Source organism: Bradyrhizobium zhengyangense (assembly GCF_022012435.1).
Lineage (GTDB): Bacteria > Pseudomonadota > Alphaproteobacteria > Rhizobiales > Xanthobacteraceae > Bradyrhizobium > Bradyrhizobium zhengyangense.
Map to the genome: position 1 here is coordinate 153,749 of NZ_JAKLUA010000005.1, position 15,999 is coordinate 169,747.

15 protein-coding genes are annotated in these 15,999 nt (G+C 64.1%); 10 read left to right on the top strand and 5 right to left on the bottom strand.

All coding sequences use genetic code 11. The annotated features are described in order from the left end of the window. Positions 1 to 5 precede the first annotated feature (5 nt). Both L6637_RS17810 and cysG read right to left on the bottom strand, forming a co-directional pair. Positions 6 to 323 (bottom strand): DUF2849 domain-containing protein, encoded by a 318-nt coding sequence (locus L6637_RS17810; protein WP_140481233.1) that lies wholly within the window; start codon positions 321 to 323, stop codon positions 6 to 8. Next, entirely contained in the window at positions 320 to 1,756 is a 1,437-nt protein-coding gene (gene cysG, locus L6637_RS17815; RefSeq protein ID WP_237863076.1) for a siroheme synthase CysG, read from the bottom strand. Before cysG ends, L6637_RS17810 begins: the two co-directional genes overlap by 4 nt. 245 nt (positions 1,757 to 2,001) lie before the next feature. Between cysG and cysD the strand changes: the two genes are divergently transcribed. From cysD to L6637_RS17830, 3 genes are all read left to right on the top strand, one after another. Beyond that, positions 2,002 to 2,796: a sulfate adenylyltransferase subunit CysD gene (cysD, locus tag L6637_RS17820; RefSeq protein ID WP_237863351.1), complete on the top strand. Its 795-nt coding sequence runs from the start codon at positions 2,002 to 2,004 to the stop codon at positions 2,794 to 2,796. Between the two features lie 20 nt (positions 2,797 to 2,816). Further along, a complete protein-coding gene (gene cysC, locus L6637_RS17825) occupies positions 2,817 to 4,733 on the top strand; it encodes an adenylyl-sulfate kinase (protein WP_237863077.1) in 1,917 nt (638 codons plus the stop codon). Between the two features lie 282 nt (positions 4,734 to 5,015). Further along, a complete protein-coding gene (locus L6637_RS17830) occupies positions 5,016 to 7,181 on the top strand; it encodes a malate synthase G (protein ID WP_237863078.1) in 2,166 nt (721 codons plus the stop codon). Between the two features lie 71 nt (positions 7,182 to 7,252). Here L6637_RS17830 and L6637_RS17835 read toward each other — a convergent pair whose 3' ends face one another. Beyond that, complete coding sequence (locus L6637_RS17835) at positions 7,253 to 7,408, bottom strand: Thivi_2564 family membrane protein (protein ID WP_008546817.1); 156 nt, start codon at positions 7,406 to 7,408, stop codon at positions 7,253 to 7,255. Positions 7,409 to 7,679: 271 nt separating this feature from the next. On the opposite strand from L6637_RS17835, the gene L6637_RS17840 reads away from it, so the two are divergent. Continuing rightward, on the top strand, positions 7,680 to 9,773 hold the full coding sequence (locus L6637_RS17840; RefSeq protein WP_237863079.1) for a methyl-accepting chemotaxis protein: 2,094 nt from the start codon (positions 7,680 to 7,682) through the stop codon (positions 9,771 to 9,773). Positions 9,774 to 9,780: 7 nt separating this feature from the next. Here L6637_RS17840 and L6637_RS17845 read toward each other — a convergent pair whose 3' ends face one another. Both L6637_RS17845 and L6637_RS17850 read right to left on the bottom strand, forming a co-directional pair. Beyond that, complete coding sequence (locus tag L6637_RS17845) at positions 9,781 to 10,434, bottom strand: DUF2865 domain-containing protein (RefSeq protein WP_237863080.1); 654 nt, start codon at positions 10,432 to 10,434, stop codon at positions 9,781 to 9,783. Positions 10,435 to 10,452: 18 nt separating this feature from the next. After that, on the bottom strand, positions 10,453 to 11,223 hold the full coding sequence (locus L6637_RS17850) for a L,D-transpeptidase (RefSeq protein WP_237863081.1): 771 nt from the start codon (positions 11,221 to 11,223) through the stop codon (positions 10,453 to 10,455). A 207-nt stretch (positions 11,224 to 11,430) separates the two neighbouring features. Between L6637_RS17850 and L6637_RS17855 the strand changes: the two genes are divergently transcribed. From L6637_RS17855 to L6637_RS17880, 6 genes are all read left to right on the top strand, one after another. Then, complete coding sequence (locus L6637_RS17855; RefSeq protein ID WP_237863082.1) at positions 11,431 to 12,543, top strand: AI-2E family transporter; 1,113 nt, start codon at positions 11,431 to 11,433, stop codon at positions 12,541 to 12,543. Between the two features lie 76 nt (positions 12,544 to 12,619). Next, positions 12,620 to 12,991: an ElaB/YgaM/YqjD family protein gene (locus L6637_RS17860; protein ID WP_237863083.1), complete on the top strand. Its 372-nt coding sequence runs from the start codon at positions 12,620 to 12,622 to the stop codon at positions 12,989 to 12,991. 89 nt (positions 12,992 to 13,080) lie between these two features. Further along, positions 13,081 to 13,533, top strand: coding sequence for a hypothetical protein (locus L6637_RS17865; RefSeq protein ID WP_237871641.1), 453 nt, complete (start codon positions 13,081 to 13,083; stop codon positions 13,531 to 13,533). A 188-nt stretch (positions 13,534 to 13,721) separates the two neighbouring features. Further along, the gene (locus L6637_RS17870) at positions 13,722 to 14,864 is read left to right on the top strand and encodes an OpgC domain-containing protein (protein WP_237863085.1); all 1,143 of its coding nucleotides are present in this window, start codon (positions 13,722 to 13,724) and stop codon (positions 14,862 to 14,864) included. A 103-nt stretch (positions 14,865 to 14,967) separates the two neighbouring features. Continuing rightward, a complete protein-coding gene (locus L6637_RS17875) occupies positions 14,968 to 15,576 on the top strand; it encodes a TetR/AcrR family transcriptional regulator (RefSeq protein WP_237871642.1) in 609 nt (202 codons plus the stop codon). A 56-nt stretch (positions 15,577 to 15,632) separates the two neighbouring features. After that, on the top strand, positions 15,633 to 15,992 hold the full coding sequence (locus L6637_RS17880) for a RidA family protein (RefSeq protein ID WP_237863087.1): 360 nt from the start codon (positions 15,633 to 15,635) through the stop codon (positions 15,990 to 15,992). Positions 15,993 to 15,999: the final 7 nt, after the last annotated feature.

Consider the following 15,999-nt stretch of genomic DNA (forward strand, 5'->3'; position numbering starts at 1 on the left):
ATGCCTTAAGCCTGGGCCGACTGACCGATGGTCACGCCGGTGCGGCGGATCTGTTCGCGCAGATTGCCGGGTTCGATCTTGCCGTCTGCGCCGACCTGCACCGGAGCGATATAGGGACCGATCGCGCCGACGTCATCGGCGACCGATTCTGCAAGCAACGCCTTGGCTTCGTCGGAGTTGCGCACGATCGCAGCCTCCGAGAGGTCCGCGGACCAGCTCTTGGCGGCGGTGCGGTACACAACGATTCCGTCCCAGGTGCGGTTGGCGGTGACGACCGAGGGGCCGGCGATTTTGATCTTCTTCTGTTCAAGCGGGGAGGTCATTCGGCTGCATCCAATAGGTCAGAGATGATTTGAGCTGAGTTTTTCTTGGGAGTTTGACGACGAAGCGAGCCGGCATGCCGGACCACGTCGCCGATGATGAGAATGGCGGGACCACCATTGGTCTGCCGCACGAGCTCGGGCAAGTCGCGCAGCATGCCGATCGCGCCTTGGGCATCGGGCCGCGTGACGCGGGCGAACACGCCGACCGGCGTCTCCGGCGAGCGGCCGGCGGCGAACAGGCCCGCGCGCACGGCGGGGGCCGCGGTCATGCCCATGTAAACAACAACGGTCATTCTGGTGTCGGTCAGCGTCGACCAGTCGACGGTCTCTGCATCGCGGGCCTTGTGCGCGGTGAGGAAGGTGATGCGGGTGGCTTCGTGACGGTAAGTGAGCGGCACTTCGAAATCGGCGGCTCCGCCAAGCCCGGCGGTGATGCCGGGAATGATCGAATAGGCAACGCCGGCGGCGCGCAGGGCTTCCACCTCTTCGCCGCCGCGGCCGAACACGAAGGGATCGCCACCCTTCAGCCGCACCACGCGTTGACCAGCTTGCGCAGCTTCGATCATTCGCGTGTTGATGGCGTCCTGTCCGATGCCGGGCTTGCCGACACGGCGGCCGACCGGAACGCGCGTTGTATCGCGACGGATGCGATCGAGAATTTCGCTCGAGACGAGTTCGTCATGGAAGACGATGTCGGCGTCCTGCAGCGCGCGCAGCGCCTTGATGGTGAGCAAGTCCGGGTCGCCGGGGCCGGCGCCGACCAGCGCAACCGAGCCTTGCGGCTTGTCAGCACGCGCGAAATCGGACGGATCGGAAATAGCATTCAACGCCGCGCGCGCATCGGCTTTGCGGCCAGCCAGCACGGCAGCGCCGATCGGGCCATCGATCACCCGCTCCCAGAAGCGGCGGCGCAGCGGAAACTCGGCAATGCTCTCGTTGATGGACTTGCGGAAGCCGCCGATGAACTCGGCAAGCTCGCCGATGCGGGCCGGCAGCAGTGCCTCGATCTTCTCGCGCAGCCGCCGCGCCACCACCGGCGAAGTGCCGCCGGTGCCGACGGCGACCACGACATCGCCGCGATCGACGATCGCCGGGAAGATGAAGCTGGAATGATCGAGATCGTCCATGACATTGACGGGCAGGCCGAGCGATTTTGCCCGCGCCGACATCGCCACGCCGACATCGCCCGCGCCGGCGCAGACGATCGCGATGACGCCAGCAAGATCCGATGTGAGCGGATCATCCGTCGCGATCTCGATACGCGCGGTGTCGTCGGAGTTCAGACCCAGGTCCTGATTGCCATCGATCGCATGCACGCGAACGCGCGCACCGGCAGCGGCGAGCACGCGCAATTTTGCGCGCAAAAGCTCACCCGCGCCGATGAGGACCACCGGACCGGCTTTGAGATCGAGAAACACCGGCAAGAACCGCATGCGATACTCGCTTCCCCCACATCCGGGGTTGACTGGAATTATTTTCTATATATGTGTCGTTTCGAGCGCGCAAAGAGAAAATTTTTTCTTCTCTCCTGCAGTGCAACTATAGAATTTTAGCCTCCAAACGCAAAGTGGCAGAGATGCATCTTCTCAAGGACGATTCCGCAGTTGCCGGCGTGAGCAGCCAGGCCCCCGTTGGACGCTCGGGCTCGCAAGAATTTTCCGCTGATGTTGCGCCAAGCATGGACCATCTCGACCAGCTCGAGGCCCAGAGCATCTACATTTTCCGCGAGGCGTTTGCGCGTCTGAAGAAGATCGCCCTGCTGTGGTCGCTCGGCAAGGATTCCAACGTGATGATCTGGCTGGCGCGCAAGGCCTTCTTCGGCCGCGTGCCGTTCCCGGCCCTCCATGTCGACACCGGCAAGAAGTTTCCTGAGATGTATCGCTTCCGCGATCACTATGGCAAAGAGTGGGAGCTCGATCTGCGCGTCGAGCCCTGCCCGCCCATCGATGCCGTCGACCCAACGCTGCCGCCGGCCGCCCGTTCCGCCGCGCGCAAGACCGAAGGTCTCAAGATGGCGCTGGCCAAATACGGCTTTGACGGCCTGATTGCCGGCATTCGCCGCGACGAGGAAGCCACCCGCGCCAAAGAGCGCGTGTTCTCGCCGCGCGGTCTCGAAGGCAATTGGGACGTGCGTGACCAGCCGCCGGAGTTCTGGGATCATTTCAACGCATCGCCGCCGCAAGGCGCGCATTTGCGCATCCATCCGATCCTGCATTGGACCGAGGCCGACATCTGGGCCTACACCAAGCGCGAGAACATCCCGATCATCCCGCTCTATCTCGCCAAGGACGGCAAGCGCTATCGCTCGCTGGGCGATCAGGACATCACCAATCCGGTCGCTTCAAACGCGTCGAACATCGACGAGATCCTGGCCGAGCTCGAGCAGACCAAGGTGCCGGAGCGTGCCGGCCGCGCGCTCGACCACGAGACCGAGGACGCTTTCGAGCGCCTGCGCGTCGCCGGCTACCTCTGATTCAAGGACGCATCGCGGTCATGAACATGCTCGTCACCCCCACTTCGCCCGCCACGCCGAACGGCACCACGCGTCCGCAGGTTCGCATCGTCATCGTCGGCCATGTCGACCACGGCAAGTCGACGCTGGTCGGCCGTCTTCTGCATGAGACCGGCAGCCTGCCCGACGGCAAGCTCGAGATGCTGAAGGCCGTCAGCGCGCGGCGCGGCATGCCGTTCGAATGGTCGTTCCTGCTCGACGCGCTCCAGACCGAACGCGACCAGGGCATCACCATCGACACCACGCAGATCCGCTTCCGCACCAATTCGCGCGACATCGTGCTGATCGACGCGCCCGGCCACGCCGAGTTCCTGCGCAACATGATCACTGGCGCCTCGCAGGCCGACGGCGCGGTGCTGATCATCGACGCGCTGGAAGGCGTGCGCGACCAGACCCGCCGTCACGGCTATCTCCTGCATCTGCTCGGCGTGAAGCAGGTCGCTGTCGTCGTCAACAAGATGGATCGGGTGGATTTCAGCGCCGATCGCTTCAAGGAAATCAGCGACGAGATCTCGGCGCATCTCAACGGCCTCGGCGTGACGCCGACCGCCGTGATCCCGATCTCCGCGCGCGATGGCGACGGCGTTGCCGAGCGCACCGCCCGCATTGGCTGGTACAGGGGTCCGACCGTGGTCGAGGCGCTGGACCGGCTCGAGCCGGCGCGGCCGTTGGAAGCGCTGGCACTGCGCCTGCCGGTGCAGGCGATCTACAAGTTCGACGATCGCCGCATCGTCGCCGGCCGTATCGAATCCGGCAGCCTGATTGCCGGCGACGAGATCGTCATCATGCCCGCGGGCAAGATCGCCAAGATCAAGTCGGTCGAGAGCTGGCCGCTGACGCCGGTCGCAACGCGCCAGGGCGCGGGCCGCTCGGTCGGCATCACGCTCGACCGCGAATTGTTCATCGAGCGCGGCGACATCATCGCGCATGCGAGCACCGCCCCGCGCGAGACGCGGCGGCTGCGCGCGCGCATCTTCTGGCTGCACGATAAGCCGCTCGCCAAGGGCGATCAGTTGCTGGTCCGCTGCGGACCGAAGGAAAGCCGCGCCACCGTCGTTGCCATCGAAAAGGCAGTCGATCCCGGCGAGCTCTCGAGCAGCGAGAACAAGGCGATCGGCCGCAACCATGTCGGCGAGATCGACATCTCCCTGTCCAATCCGATCGCAACCGATCCCTACACCGAGAACCCGCGCACCGGCCGCCTTGTGATCGAGGTCGCCGGGCGTATTGCCGGCGGCGGTCTCGTGCTGTCGGTCGATGCCGGCCAGCGTGCCGTGCCTGTCGACATCGTTCCGGTGGAATCGGCGCTGCGCCTGGATGAGCGCTCCGCGCGCTATCGCCACAACGGCGCCGTGGTCTGGCTCACCGGCCTGCCGGCCTCCGGCAAGTCGACGCTGGCGAAGGCACTGGAGCGGCGTCTCTTCGCCAATGGCGGCTCGCCGATCCTGCTCGACGGTGACACGCTGCGCGCCGGGCTCAACAGCGATCTCGGCTTCTCCGCCGCCGACCGCGGCGAGAACATCCGTCGCCTCGCCGAAGTTGCGACGCATCTTGCGCGTAATGGCCATATCGCGATCGTCGCGGCGGTCTCCCCGTCGCGTGAGGATCGCGCCACCGCACGCCGCATCGCCGACACCACGTTCCGCGAGATCCATGTCGCGACGCCGGCCGGGGTGTGCGAGGAGCGCGATCCCAAGGGCCACTACAAGAAGGCCCGCGCGGGCTCACTGGCCTCGTTCACCGGCATCGGCAACGACTATGAGGCTCCGCAGGGGGCTGAACTCGTGATCGACACGTCGACACGGACGGTTGCCGATGCGGCGGATGAGATCGAGCAGATGCTGAAGGCGACCGGCGTGCTGTTCGACGAGCTCGTGGACCTCGCCGCGAATATTTGAGGCCGCCCTGGCCCCGCTGTCGTCGCCCGGCTTGACCGGGCGACCCAGTATCCCAGAGACAGCGTTGGGATACGGAGAAGCCGCGGCGTACTGGATTCCCCGCTTTCGCGGGGAATGACGGGGGCCCACATCTCCTTGACATTTTGACAGACCCCTGGGGGTCTTCTCACCGCCCCGATTTTGAGGCTAATAGGTCCCGAAAGCCGCCCCCGCGTGGGCGCATTTTGCTGCTGCCGGGTCAAAAGCAGCCAAAAACAGCCATTTCCAACAAGAAAGACCATCATGAAACGCGTCGACGCCCACGGATTGAAGATCGCCCCCGTCCTTTTCGATTTCATCGCCAAGGAAGCCGCCCCCAAAACGGGGATCGCGCCGGATGCGTTCTGGGCAGGGGTTGCCGCCATCATCAAGGAGTTGGGGCCGAAGAACCGCTCGCTGCTCACCTTCCGTGATCAGCTCCAGGCCAAGATCGACGACTGGCACCGGGCCCACAAGGGCAAGGCGTTCGACCTCGACGCCTACACCGCCTTCCTGAAGGAGATCGGCTATCTCGTCCCGGAGCCGGCGACGCAGAAGGTCGAGACCGCCAATGTCGACGAGGAAATCGGCAAGATCTGCGGCCCGCAGCTGGTCGTACCGCTCACCAACGCGCGCTACGCACTGAACGCGGCGAATGCGCGCTGGGGCTCGCTCTATGACGCCTTCTACGGCACCGACGCGATTCCGCATGACCCCTCCGAAAGCGGCAAGGGTTACAACAAGGCGCGCGGCGACAAGGTGATCGCCAAGGCCAAGGCGTTCCTCGATACCGCCGTGCCGCTGGCAACCGGCAGCCACACCGACGTCACCGCCTACAGCGTGGTCGCCGGCCAGCTCGCGGTGAAGCTGAAGAGCGGTAACGCCACCGCGCTGAAGAACGCCGCGCAATTTGCCGGCTTCCAGGGCGATGCGGCGGCACCATCAGCCGTGCTGCTCGTCAATAACGGCCTGCATGTCGAGGTGACGATCAATCGTGGCAGCGCGATCGGCAAGGACGATCCGGCCGGCGTCGCCGACATGGTGATGGAGGCCGCAGTCTCCACCATTCTCGACATGGAAGATTCGGTCGCCGCGGTCGACGCCGAAGATAAGGTGCTGGTCTACCGCAACACGCTCGGCCTGATGAACGGCACGCTGTCCGCCGACTTCGAGAAGGGCGGCAAGACGCTGACGCGCTCGCTCAATGCGGACCGCAGCTACAAGACACCGGACGGCAAGGGCGAAGTGAAGCTGCACGGCCGCAGCCTGCTGCTGATGCGCAATTGCGGTCACCACATGTTCACCGACGCGGTGCTGGACGAGAAGGGCGAGGAAGTGCCCGAAGGCCTGCTCGATGCCGCCGTCTCCGGGCTTCTTGCCATTCATGACTTGAAAGGGAACTCCAAGGTCAAGAACAGCCGCACCGGCTCTGCCTATATCGTCAAGCCGAAGATGCACGGCCCGGACGAGGTCTCGTTCACTTGCGAGATCTTCGACCGCGTCGAGAAGATGCTGGGCTTGCCTGAAAACACGCTCAAGGTCGGCATCATGGACGAGGAGCGGCGCACCACCGTCAACCTCAAGGCCTGCATCCAGCGCGCCTCCAAGCGCATCATGTTCATCAACACCGGCTTCCTCGACCGCACCGGCGACGAGATCCACACCTCGATGGAAGCGGGCCCGATGATCCGCAAGAACGAGATGAAGGCGCAGGCCTGGATCAAGGCCTATGAGGACTGGAACGTCGACATGGGCCTGATCGATGGCCTGCCCGGCCACGCCCAGATCGGCAAGGGCATGTGGGCGGCGCCCGACAAGATGGCCGACATGCTGCAGCAGAAGCTCGCGCACCCGCAGGCCGGCGCCACCACGGCGTGGGTGCCATCGCCGACCGCAGCCACGCTGCACGCCCTGCACTACCACCAGGTCAACGTCATCGCGCGTCAGCAGGAGCTGACCAAGGGCGGCCCGCGCGCCAAGCTCTCCGACATTCTCACCATTCCGGTGTCGAAGTCGAACTGGGCGCCTGACGACGTCAAGCAGGAGATCGACAACAACTGTCAGGGTATTCTCGGCTATGTCGTGCGCTGGATCGACCAGGGCGTCGGCTGCTCCAAGGTGCCTGACATCCACGATGTCGGCCTGATGGAAGACCGCGCGACCTTGCGCATCTCGAGCCAACATCTCGCCAACTGGCTGCACCAGGGCGTCATAACCGAAGCGCAGGTGATGGAATCGCTCAAGCGCATGGCCGTCGTCGTCGACAAGCAGAACGCGGGCGATGCGATCTACAAGCCGATGGCGCCCGCGTTCGACGGCACAGCCTTCAAGGCCGCCTGCGACCTGATCTTCAAGGGCCGCGAGCAGCCGAACGGCTACACCGAATACATCCTCACCGCGCGCCGTCGCGAGGCGAAGGCGCTGGGCTGATACGTCGGCTTACGCGAACATCAAAGCCCCGGTGTGAACCGGGGCTTTTTTGTTGGGCATCCGTAGCCCCGCTAGAACACCGCGAGATATTTCAGCAGCGAGACGATGCCGATGATGATGACGATGACCCGCGCGATCTGTTTGGCGCGCCCGTCCATCGGCAGCATGTTGATGAGATAGAGCACGAGAATGACGACGAGAAAGGTGACGAGTACGCCGACCAGCATCGCAGGGCCCCCTTCAGGCAAATTGCTAACGAGGTCCTAACGCCTGTCTCGCGCGCTGGTTCCATGCAGGCAACCCATTGCAACTTCTGGTAAATGCGTAATTCTACCGGCAGACGACCTGCCTAAAACTTTACCCTTTTCGTTTCAGATGCCGAAACCGTCCGCTCCGCGCCGCGAACGGTATGTGATTGCCGATCCTGTCATGCCCCATCGTTCTTGATTTTGCCGGGGCATCGCTACCGAACCTTGAAATGGGAATTGGGGGACCTCGATGCTCAATCGTCTGACCGTGTCCGCGCTGCTGAAGGCCGTGATCGCGATCACGTCGATCTCTGTGGTGATTGCGCTGTCGCTCACCGCCTGGGACTCATGGGACCGCCTCAGGACCGCCAACCGCATTTCGCAGATCGCCGACGCCTCCGCCGATTTGTTCAAGGCGATGCATAATCTGCGCACCGACCGCTCGACCACCAACCGGCTCCTCAACTCGACCGGGCCTGTGGATGCCGAGATCGAGAAATATCTGCGCGCGATCCGGGACGCCGAGATGCCCGCCATGGCGCATGCACTCGAGCTACTGCCTGCGATGGACTTCCCGCAATCTGGGACGATGGTGCCGGAACTCGCCCGTCTCTACAAGCTGCTGACCGATGAGCAGAAGCAGTTCTGGGAGGACGTCGCCAAGCCGAAGGAGCAGCGCCGCTCAGGCCTGCCGAAGGAATATATGGAGACGACGCAGGGGCTGCTCGACACGCTCGACAAGCTCTCGAACACGCTGGCCGCCGCCGTCAATCATCAGGACGCTGCGATCGACCAGTTGCTCTCGATCAAGCAGAATGCCTGGCTGCTCCGTAACACCGGCGGCGAAGCCTCGCTGATCGTCTCGACCGGGCTCAGCGCCGGCCGTATCGCACCGGAGGCGCGCCTCGCCTATACCCAGTTCGTCGGCGGAACGGCCGCAGCGTGGAAGGCGGTGGAATTGTCGACCTTGGGGATGCAGCTGCCACAGGCTCTGTCATCCGCTCTGACCGCGGTCCAGAGCGCCTATTTCGATCCGCAATATCTGGCCCTTCGCGATCGTCTGGTGGGCGCGCTCGCCAATGGTGAAAAGGCCGAGATGACCGCCAACCAATGGACCCCCGTCACGGTGGGCCGCCTGTCCGCCGCTGTGGCCGTAGCCGAGACCGCTCTCGATGCCGCCAAGAGCCATACACTGGAACAGCGCGCTGCCGCGCAGCGTGCGCTGACCGTGCAGTTGGTGCTGCTGGCGCTCGCCATCGGCCTCGCCGTCGGCGCAAACGTGCTGATCAGCCGCCGCGTGATCAATCCGCTCAACACCATCCGCGATGCCATGCTCAAGGTCGCCGGTGGCGATCTCGCCGTCGACAGCGGCTATCTCGATCGCAACGACGAGATCGGTGCGCTCGCCGGCGCGCTTGAGACTTTCAAGCAGCAGGCCAGCGACAAGCTCAGGATCGAGGAGCACGAGCGCGAGCGCAATGCGGGCGCCGCCGCCCGCCAGCGCGCCGTGGAGGCCTATGTCGGGGAGTTCGAAGGCGCGGTACGCAAGACGCTGGGTGAACTGAACGATGCCTCCGGGCAGATGCGCAAGACCTCGGGCGATCTCTCCGCCGTGTCGCGCCAGACCAACGACCGCGTGCAAATTGCCGGCAAGGCTTCCAGCGACGCCTCGATGAGCGTCGACAGCGTCGCCGCGGCAGCAGAAGAGCTCTCGGCCTCGATCAACGATATCAGTCAGCAGGCCGCGCATGCTGCCGGCATCGCCGGCCGCGCCGTCACGCAGGCGCGCGAGACCGACGGCACGGTGCAGGGCCTGCAAAAGTCGGCCGGGCGCATCGGCGAGGTCGTCGGCCTGATCAACACCATCGCCGCGCAGACCAATCTGCTCGCGCTCAACGCCACCATCGAGGCCGCACGCGCCGGCGAAGCGGGCCGCGGCTTTGCCGTGGTCGCCTCGGAGGTGAAGTCGCTGGCGAGCCAGACCGCGAGGGCGACCGAAGAGATTTCCGAACAGATCGCCGACATCCAGAAGGTCGCAGGCGATGCCATCCACGCCATCCAGACGATCGGCGGCATCATCGGCGAGGTCAACGAGGTCGCGACCGCGATCGCCGCGGCCGTGCAGGAGCAGGGTGCGGCAACGCAGGAAATCACACGCAGCACGCAATATGCGGCGCAGGGCACCCGGAACGTCTCCGACAACATCACCGGCGTGAAGGCCGATGCGGATGCCGCAGCCGCGGCGGCCGACAATGTGAAGAGTGCCTCCGAGATGCTCGAAGCCCAGAGCAATCAGCTCGGCCACGACGTCTCCGATTTCCTTGGCAAGATCCGCGCGGCGTAGGCCTGCCTTACTCCTTCGCGATCACCGGCACCTGGCGGAACTTCGCGCGCATGGACTCCGGCAGTGGCGAGAAGTTCATCGCGACGCCGCGACGATCGTTGGCGTTGCGATTGGCGACGACGAGGCCGTCGCTACCCGCTACGATGTCGCCCTTGCGCAAGGTCGGGTCGTCCTCGATCTTGACCTGCGCAAGCCCGACGGGGTCCTTGCCGTTACAGGTACAGCCCGCGACAATCTCGTTGCGATAGCGGAAAGCGTTGGGCAGATCGGAATAGGATTTGCCCTTGTCCGTGGTGGCGTCGTCGATGTTGCTCCCATAGACCAGCGACGTCTCTGAAGCCGGGCAAAAGCTCTTGCAGGATTGCGCCTTGCTTTCGGCATCCGCACCTTGCGCGGGGAAATAGCGCCCGTCGCAACCACGCACGCAGTAGGCCGTTCCGCCGCCGTAGGATGCGCGCTGGCGCGGCGCATCGTAGCGCGGCATGTCGTCGTTCGGGAACGGCACGCGAACCTCCGGCGGCGGCCGCATGCGGAAGCCGCCGAACAGCGCCGAGAAGAAGTCCTCCGCATGCACTGCAGGCGCGAGCGCAAGGCTGAGGGAAGCAACCGCGACGAACGCGGCCGCTCCGCCAGCGAGCTTGCTGATCGAACGTCTCATCATTTGACCTCACTCAAACGCTTAGTCCACCGACGACGCTGGGACGTTGAGCGCCTGGCGTCCGGACGGCAGCGTCGTTGCCGCCGGCCGCTTGCGGACGGGATCGCCGCCGCGCGCCATCAGCGGCGCATTCTTCGGCAGCACCACGACCTTGGCGCCGACATTGACGCGGCTGAACAGGTCGGTGACGTCCTCGTTGGTGAGGCGGATGCAGCCGGACGAGACGAATTTGCCGATCGTGGTGGGATCGTTGGTGCCATGAATGCGGTATTCGCTGGAGCCGAGATACATCGCGCGCGCACCAAGCGGATTGCCGGGGCCGCCGGCGACGAAGCGCGGCAGATAAGGCTGGCGCGCAATCATCTCTGCCGGCGGATGCCAATCCGGCCATTCCGCCTTGCGGCTGATGCTCTGCACGCCCGACCAGGTGAATCCCTCACGGCCGACGCCGACGCCGTAACGCATCGCGCGCCCGTTACCCAGCACGTAGTAGAGGTAGGTGTTGGCGGTATCGATCACGATGGTGCCGGCGGGCTCATTGCGGTCAAAGCTCACGATCTGCCGGCGCAACCGATCTGGCAGCACCGCGTCTTCGTCGGTGGCCTCGGGTGCCACGTTGGCATAGCCCTGCGAATACGTCTGGTCCTGCGGATAGGCCTGCAGCTGCATTGGCGCATAGCCGAATGTCTGCGCCTGAGCCGCGAACGGCACTGTCAGCAAAGCTGTCGCAAAGGCACAAGCGGTGACGGCGCGCGGCGAGAAGCTGCGACGGACGACGGAGAACTTTGTCATGTGCTGCCCCGTTGGATGTGCGCATCTGGGTGATGCTGCTGGCTTGTAAACGCGGCAGCGCCGACTCAAGTTCCGCCACCGCTTGCGGCAGCTGTGTCACAGTCAAGCGAGCACGGCTTCACGAAGCCGCGATGGAACCCCGACACCCCTCACGCGTTCTCCGTTGACCAATGGGCGCCCGGAAACCTCCGTGCGGGGAGAGAAATTGTGCGCGTCCTTCCCAGTGAACGTCTGATCTCCGGCAACGACGAGAGTTCTCCACTCCCAGACAGCCACGTCGAGCTGCCGCCGGTGATTAGGCGCACCGAGTTCGTCGCCTTTGCGCTTGCCGGCCTGCTTTTGATCGCCGTCATCGCCGTGCTCTATTTCGCCAAAGCGTTCTTCCTCCCGGTCGTGATGGCCGTTGTCGCCGGCACCATGCTGTCGCCGGCCGCCACCTTCCTGGAGAAGCGTCGGGTGCCGCGCGCGCTTGGAGCGGTGCTGATCGTGATCGCGGTCACGACGGTGGTCGCCTTCGTCGTTGCACTGATCGCGGTACCCGCAATGGAGTGGAGCTCACGCCTCCCGGAGCTGGGTGCGCAGTTGAGGGAGAAGGCGCATGTGTTCGACCGACCGCTCGCGCTGTGGAAGGAGCTGCAGACCATGGTCGGCGGGTCCGACGGGCTGCCGAGTGTCCCTCTGCCGAAAGTGGACTGGGTGCAGCCCGCGCTGGAATTCGTGTCGCCGACCTTCGCTGAATTTCTGCTGTTCTTCGCCACGCTGATCCTGTTCATCGCGAGCTGGCGCGACCTGCGGCGCGCCATGATCATGAATTTTGGCGACCGCGACGCGCGGCTGCGGACGCTGCGGATTCTCAACGAGATCGAGGTTCATCTCGGCAACTATCTGCTGACCGTCACGGTTATCAATATCGGCGTCGGCATCGCCACAGGCATTGTCTGTGCGGCCACCGGCATGCCCAATCCAGCCGGGCTCGGCGGGCTTGCGGCTGCGCTCAACTTCATTCCAATCATCGGACCGGTCGCCATGTTCGTCGTGCTGGCCGTGGTCGGGCTGGTCGCATTCCCAACCATTGGCGGCGGCCTGATGGCCGCCCTCGCCTTCGGCGGCGTCACCTTTCTGGAGGGGCACTTCGTCACGCCGACCATCATCGGCCGAAGGCTGTCGTTAAACGCGCTCGCCGTCTTTGTCGCGCTGGCGTTCTGGACCTGGCTGTGGGGACCGATGGGCGCGTTCCTGTCGTCTCCGCTGCTGATCGTAGGATTGATTCTGAAGGAGCATCTGTTGCCGGAGAATTCGCCGCAATTGCCGCAGGAATGACGGGCTCCGCAGACGGAACTTCGGCCACAACCGAACGTTTTCCGTCCAGGTCACCGCCAACAGTTCGGAGCTTGTGATGTCAATGACCACTGGCGAAACCGGTACGAGAGACTGGACCGACAAAGCCACCGCAGAACGCCTCCAGAAGGATGTAGCAGCCGTGAAAAGCGATATCGCCGCCCTCACCGATCAGATCACCGACGCCCTTAACACCTTCGCCAACGCCACGGGCAAGCAGGCCCGGCGCGGCTACAAACAGGCGCGCGACAACATGGATTCGACTCTCGACGATTTCTCGGAGCGCGGCAGCGCGATGATGGACGCGGCGCAGGATGCCTATGGCTCGATCGAGGAGACGCTGGAAGACGCGATCACACAGCGGCCGCTGGCGACCGTCGGTGTCGCGCTCGGCATCGGCTTCCTGATCGGCTTCGCCTGGCGCCGCTGAGGCGCGCGATTGATCGTGAGGTCACGACAGTCTTCCTGCCGTGACCAGCGGGTCACGAATTGGCTTGTGGGCATCTGAGGAGCAAGGCTGTGTTTCAGCGCATCATCGACGGCATCAGCGCATCGACGGGCACGACTGTGCGGCTGACCTCGCTGGCGGCAGGTGCGGCGCTCGCGCTGTTCATCACCACATGCTTCCTCTGCGCCGCGGCCTTCATCTCCGTCCTCGACAAATACGGCCCGGTTCAGGCCTGCCTTGCCGGCGCCGGCATCTTCTTCCTGCTGACGCTCGCTGCCGCGGGAAGCTATTGGGGCTATAAACGGGAAATCCGGACTCGCGCACGTATCGCGGCCGAGCGCGCCGCCAAGGCAGCCCCCAGCATGCTCGCCGATCCCATGCTGATCGCCACAGGCCTGCAGATCGTCCGCGCCATCGGGGTCAAACGGCTGCTGCCGATCCTGGCGATCGGAGGCGTTGCGCTTGGAATCATGGCAAGCCGCGTCGGCGTCCCTGACGAGGCGCCGGCCGAGCCTGCCGAGTAGGATCGCGTTACGCTAAGAAAGTTGCGCCGTCCACCGAGCAGGAAGGCTCGCGGCGACTCGACGGGCCGCCTCTGCGCAATATTTCATCAGACGTGGAAAAATCCTTGTGGCTTCACGTAATCGCTACTCGGATAGGCAGGTCGTTGCCGTTAAAAGCATCGCCCTGATTCCAAATGAAATAATTAGCAATGAAGCCGTCCGTCAAGGCGAACCTCGCCGCATTCCAACACGACGCCAGGCTCTATTTGACGCTCGGCATTGCCAACTGGTCAGTGTTCGTCGACCACATCCCGAACAATGTCGTCAACCTGCTGACGCTGCGCAATTTCGGCTTCAGCGGCGCCGCCGACCTGTTCGTGTTCGTGGTCGGCTATGGCGTTGCCATCATCCACGGCAGGATGGCATTGGAGCGCGGCTATGTCGTCGCGGCGACCCGCATCTTCCGTCGCGTCTGGCGGCTCTATGCCGCCTATGTGGTCCTGTTCGTGATCTACATCGACACCATTGCTTACGTCGCCTCGCAATCGATGGCGCCGGAGATCATCAGCGATTACAACATCTCGGGGATTCTCGAGCACCCGCTGCGCATCCTGGTCCAGGGATTGGTGCTCCAGGAGGAGCCGCTCAATCTCGACCTTCTGCAGCTGATGATTCCGCTGATGGCGTTCTTTCCCTTGGCCTTGTGGGGCCTGCTGCGACGTCCGAACGTGACTCTGGCCGCTTCGATTGCGCTGTATCTCGCCGCGCGATGGTTCGGCTGGACGTTTCACGCCTATCCCGACCTGGAGTGGACATTCAATCCGCTGTGCTGGCAGATGCTGATGGTGCTGGGCGGCTGGTTCGCCGTCACCGGCGCGTCAGGCCATAAGCTTCACAAGATCTCCTGGCTGCGTGTGCTCGCCGGCGCCTACCTCGTGCTCGCGATGGCCGTCACCTTGATGCGCCATTCGCCTGCTCTGTCCACCTATCTGCCTGACATCGTGCTCAACGGCATCTCGCCGACCGACAAGGAAAATCTCGCGCCGTATCGTGTCATCCATTTCCTCGCGCTCGCCTTCCTTGCGACCCATCTCATTCCGTCTAACCATCCGGGGCTGCAATGGAAGTCGCTCCAGATGGTGATCAAATGCGGCGAGGAGTGGCTTGCCGTGTTCTGCATCGGCGTCTTCCTGTCTTTCGCCGGCCATCTCATCCTGATCACTGGCGCCAATCTGGTCGTGATGCAAATCGGGGTGAGCCTGGCCGGCTTCGCCGTGATGACGGCGGTGGCGTATTATATCTCCTGGTCGAAGCGCCAGGACGAGCCGGCGGCCTTGCGGCAACGGGCCTAATTATCGTGCGATTTTGCTAGGCCAGGGACCTCCGCTGCGCTATGCGGAATGAGGTGGCCCTGTGGCAATGGCGGCCTCTGCGCAAGGAGAGACCGGCTTGGTCATGGGGAAAAGCACGAGCGATGCGGCCGAGGGCGCGCCCCGGCGCGGCCGGCCGCGCTCGATCGAGTCCACCAACGCCATCCTCGAAAGCGCCTATGCGCTGATGGCCACGACCGGCCTTGCCGCGACCACGATCGATGCGGTGGCACGCCACTCCAACGTCTCCAAGATGACCATCTACAAATGGTGGCCATCGCGGGAGGCGCTGCTGATCGACGCCTTTCTCCATCACGCCGCCCAAATGCTGCCACTGCCGCCGGCGAGCGCGGGCACGGCTGCCGTGCGCGCGCGCCGTCATGCCGCGGCCTATGCCGAAGCCTTGCAGGGCGAATTCGGCAAGGTGCAGCTTGCCGTCATCTCCGAATGCATCTCCAAGACCGGCTCGGCCGAGCTGTTCTATGCCCGCTATCTGCAATTCCGCCGCGACGCGTTGGTGGAGATGATCGCGGCCGGTCAGCGCGACGGCAGCATTCTCGCGCAAGCGCCGGCGGAAGATCTCTACGACGCCATCTATGGCAGCCTGTTCTATCGCTACGTCTTCGGTATCGCGCCGATCACCCCGGCCTATGCGCGGTCCCTGGTCGATCTGGTGCTGCGGCCGAAAGGCTAAAAACCGGCGTAGGATACGGCCAATCTGCCTATTTCGACAGGAGCATCGTTCTCATCATGATCAAGCGCATCTTGCCCTACGAAGGGTTGCTCCACGAAGTGGTCGAGCATGGAGGCGTTCTCTACATCGGCGGAATCGTGCCGGAGGACACGAGCCAGGACATGTCGGGTCAGGCAAATGATGTGCTTGGGCAGCTGTCGCGTCTGCTCGAGACTCTCGGATCCGACATGGCCAATGTCCTGCAGGTGACCATCTTCATGACCGACCTCAGCGAGAAGGTTGCGTTCAACGCGGCCTGGAAGGCGCACTTTGCGGGAGCTCACTTGCCGGCCCGTGCCGCCGTCGGCGTGGCCGATCTCGGCCCGAACGTCAAACTTGAAATGACCGCCATCGCGGCTCGCGTGAGCGCTGTCTGAAGCGCGA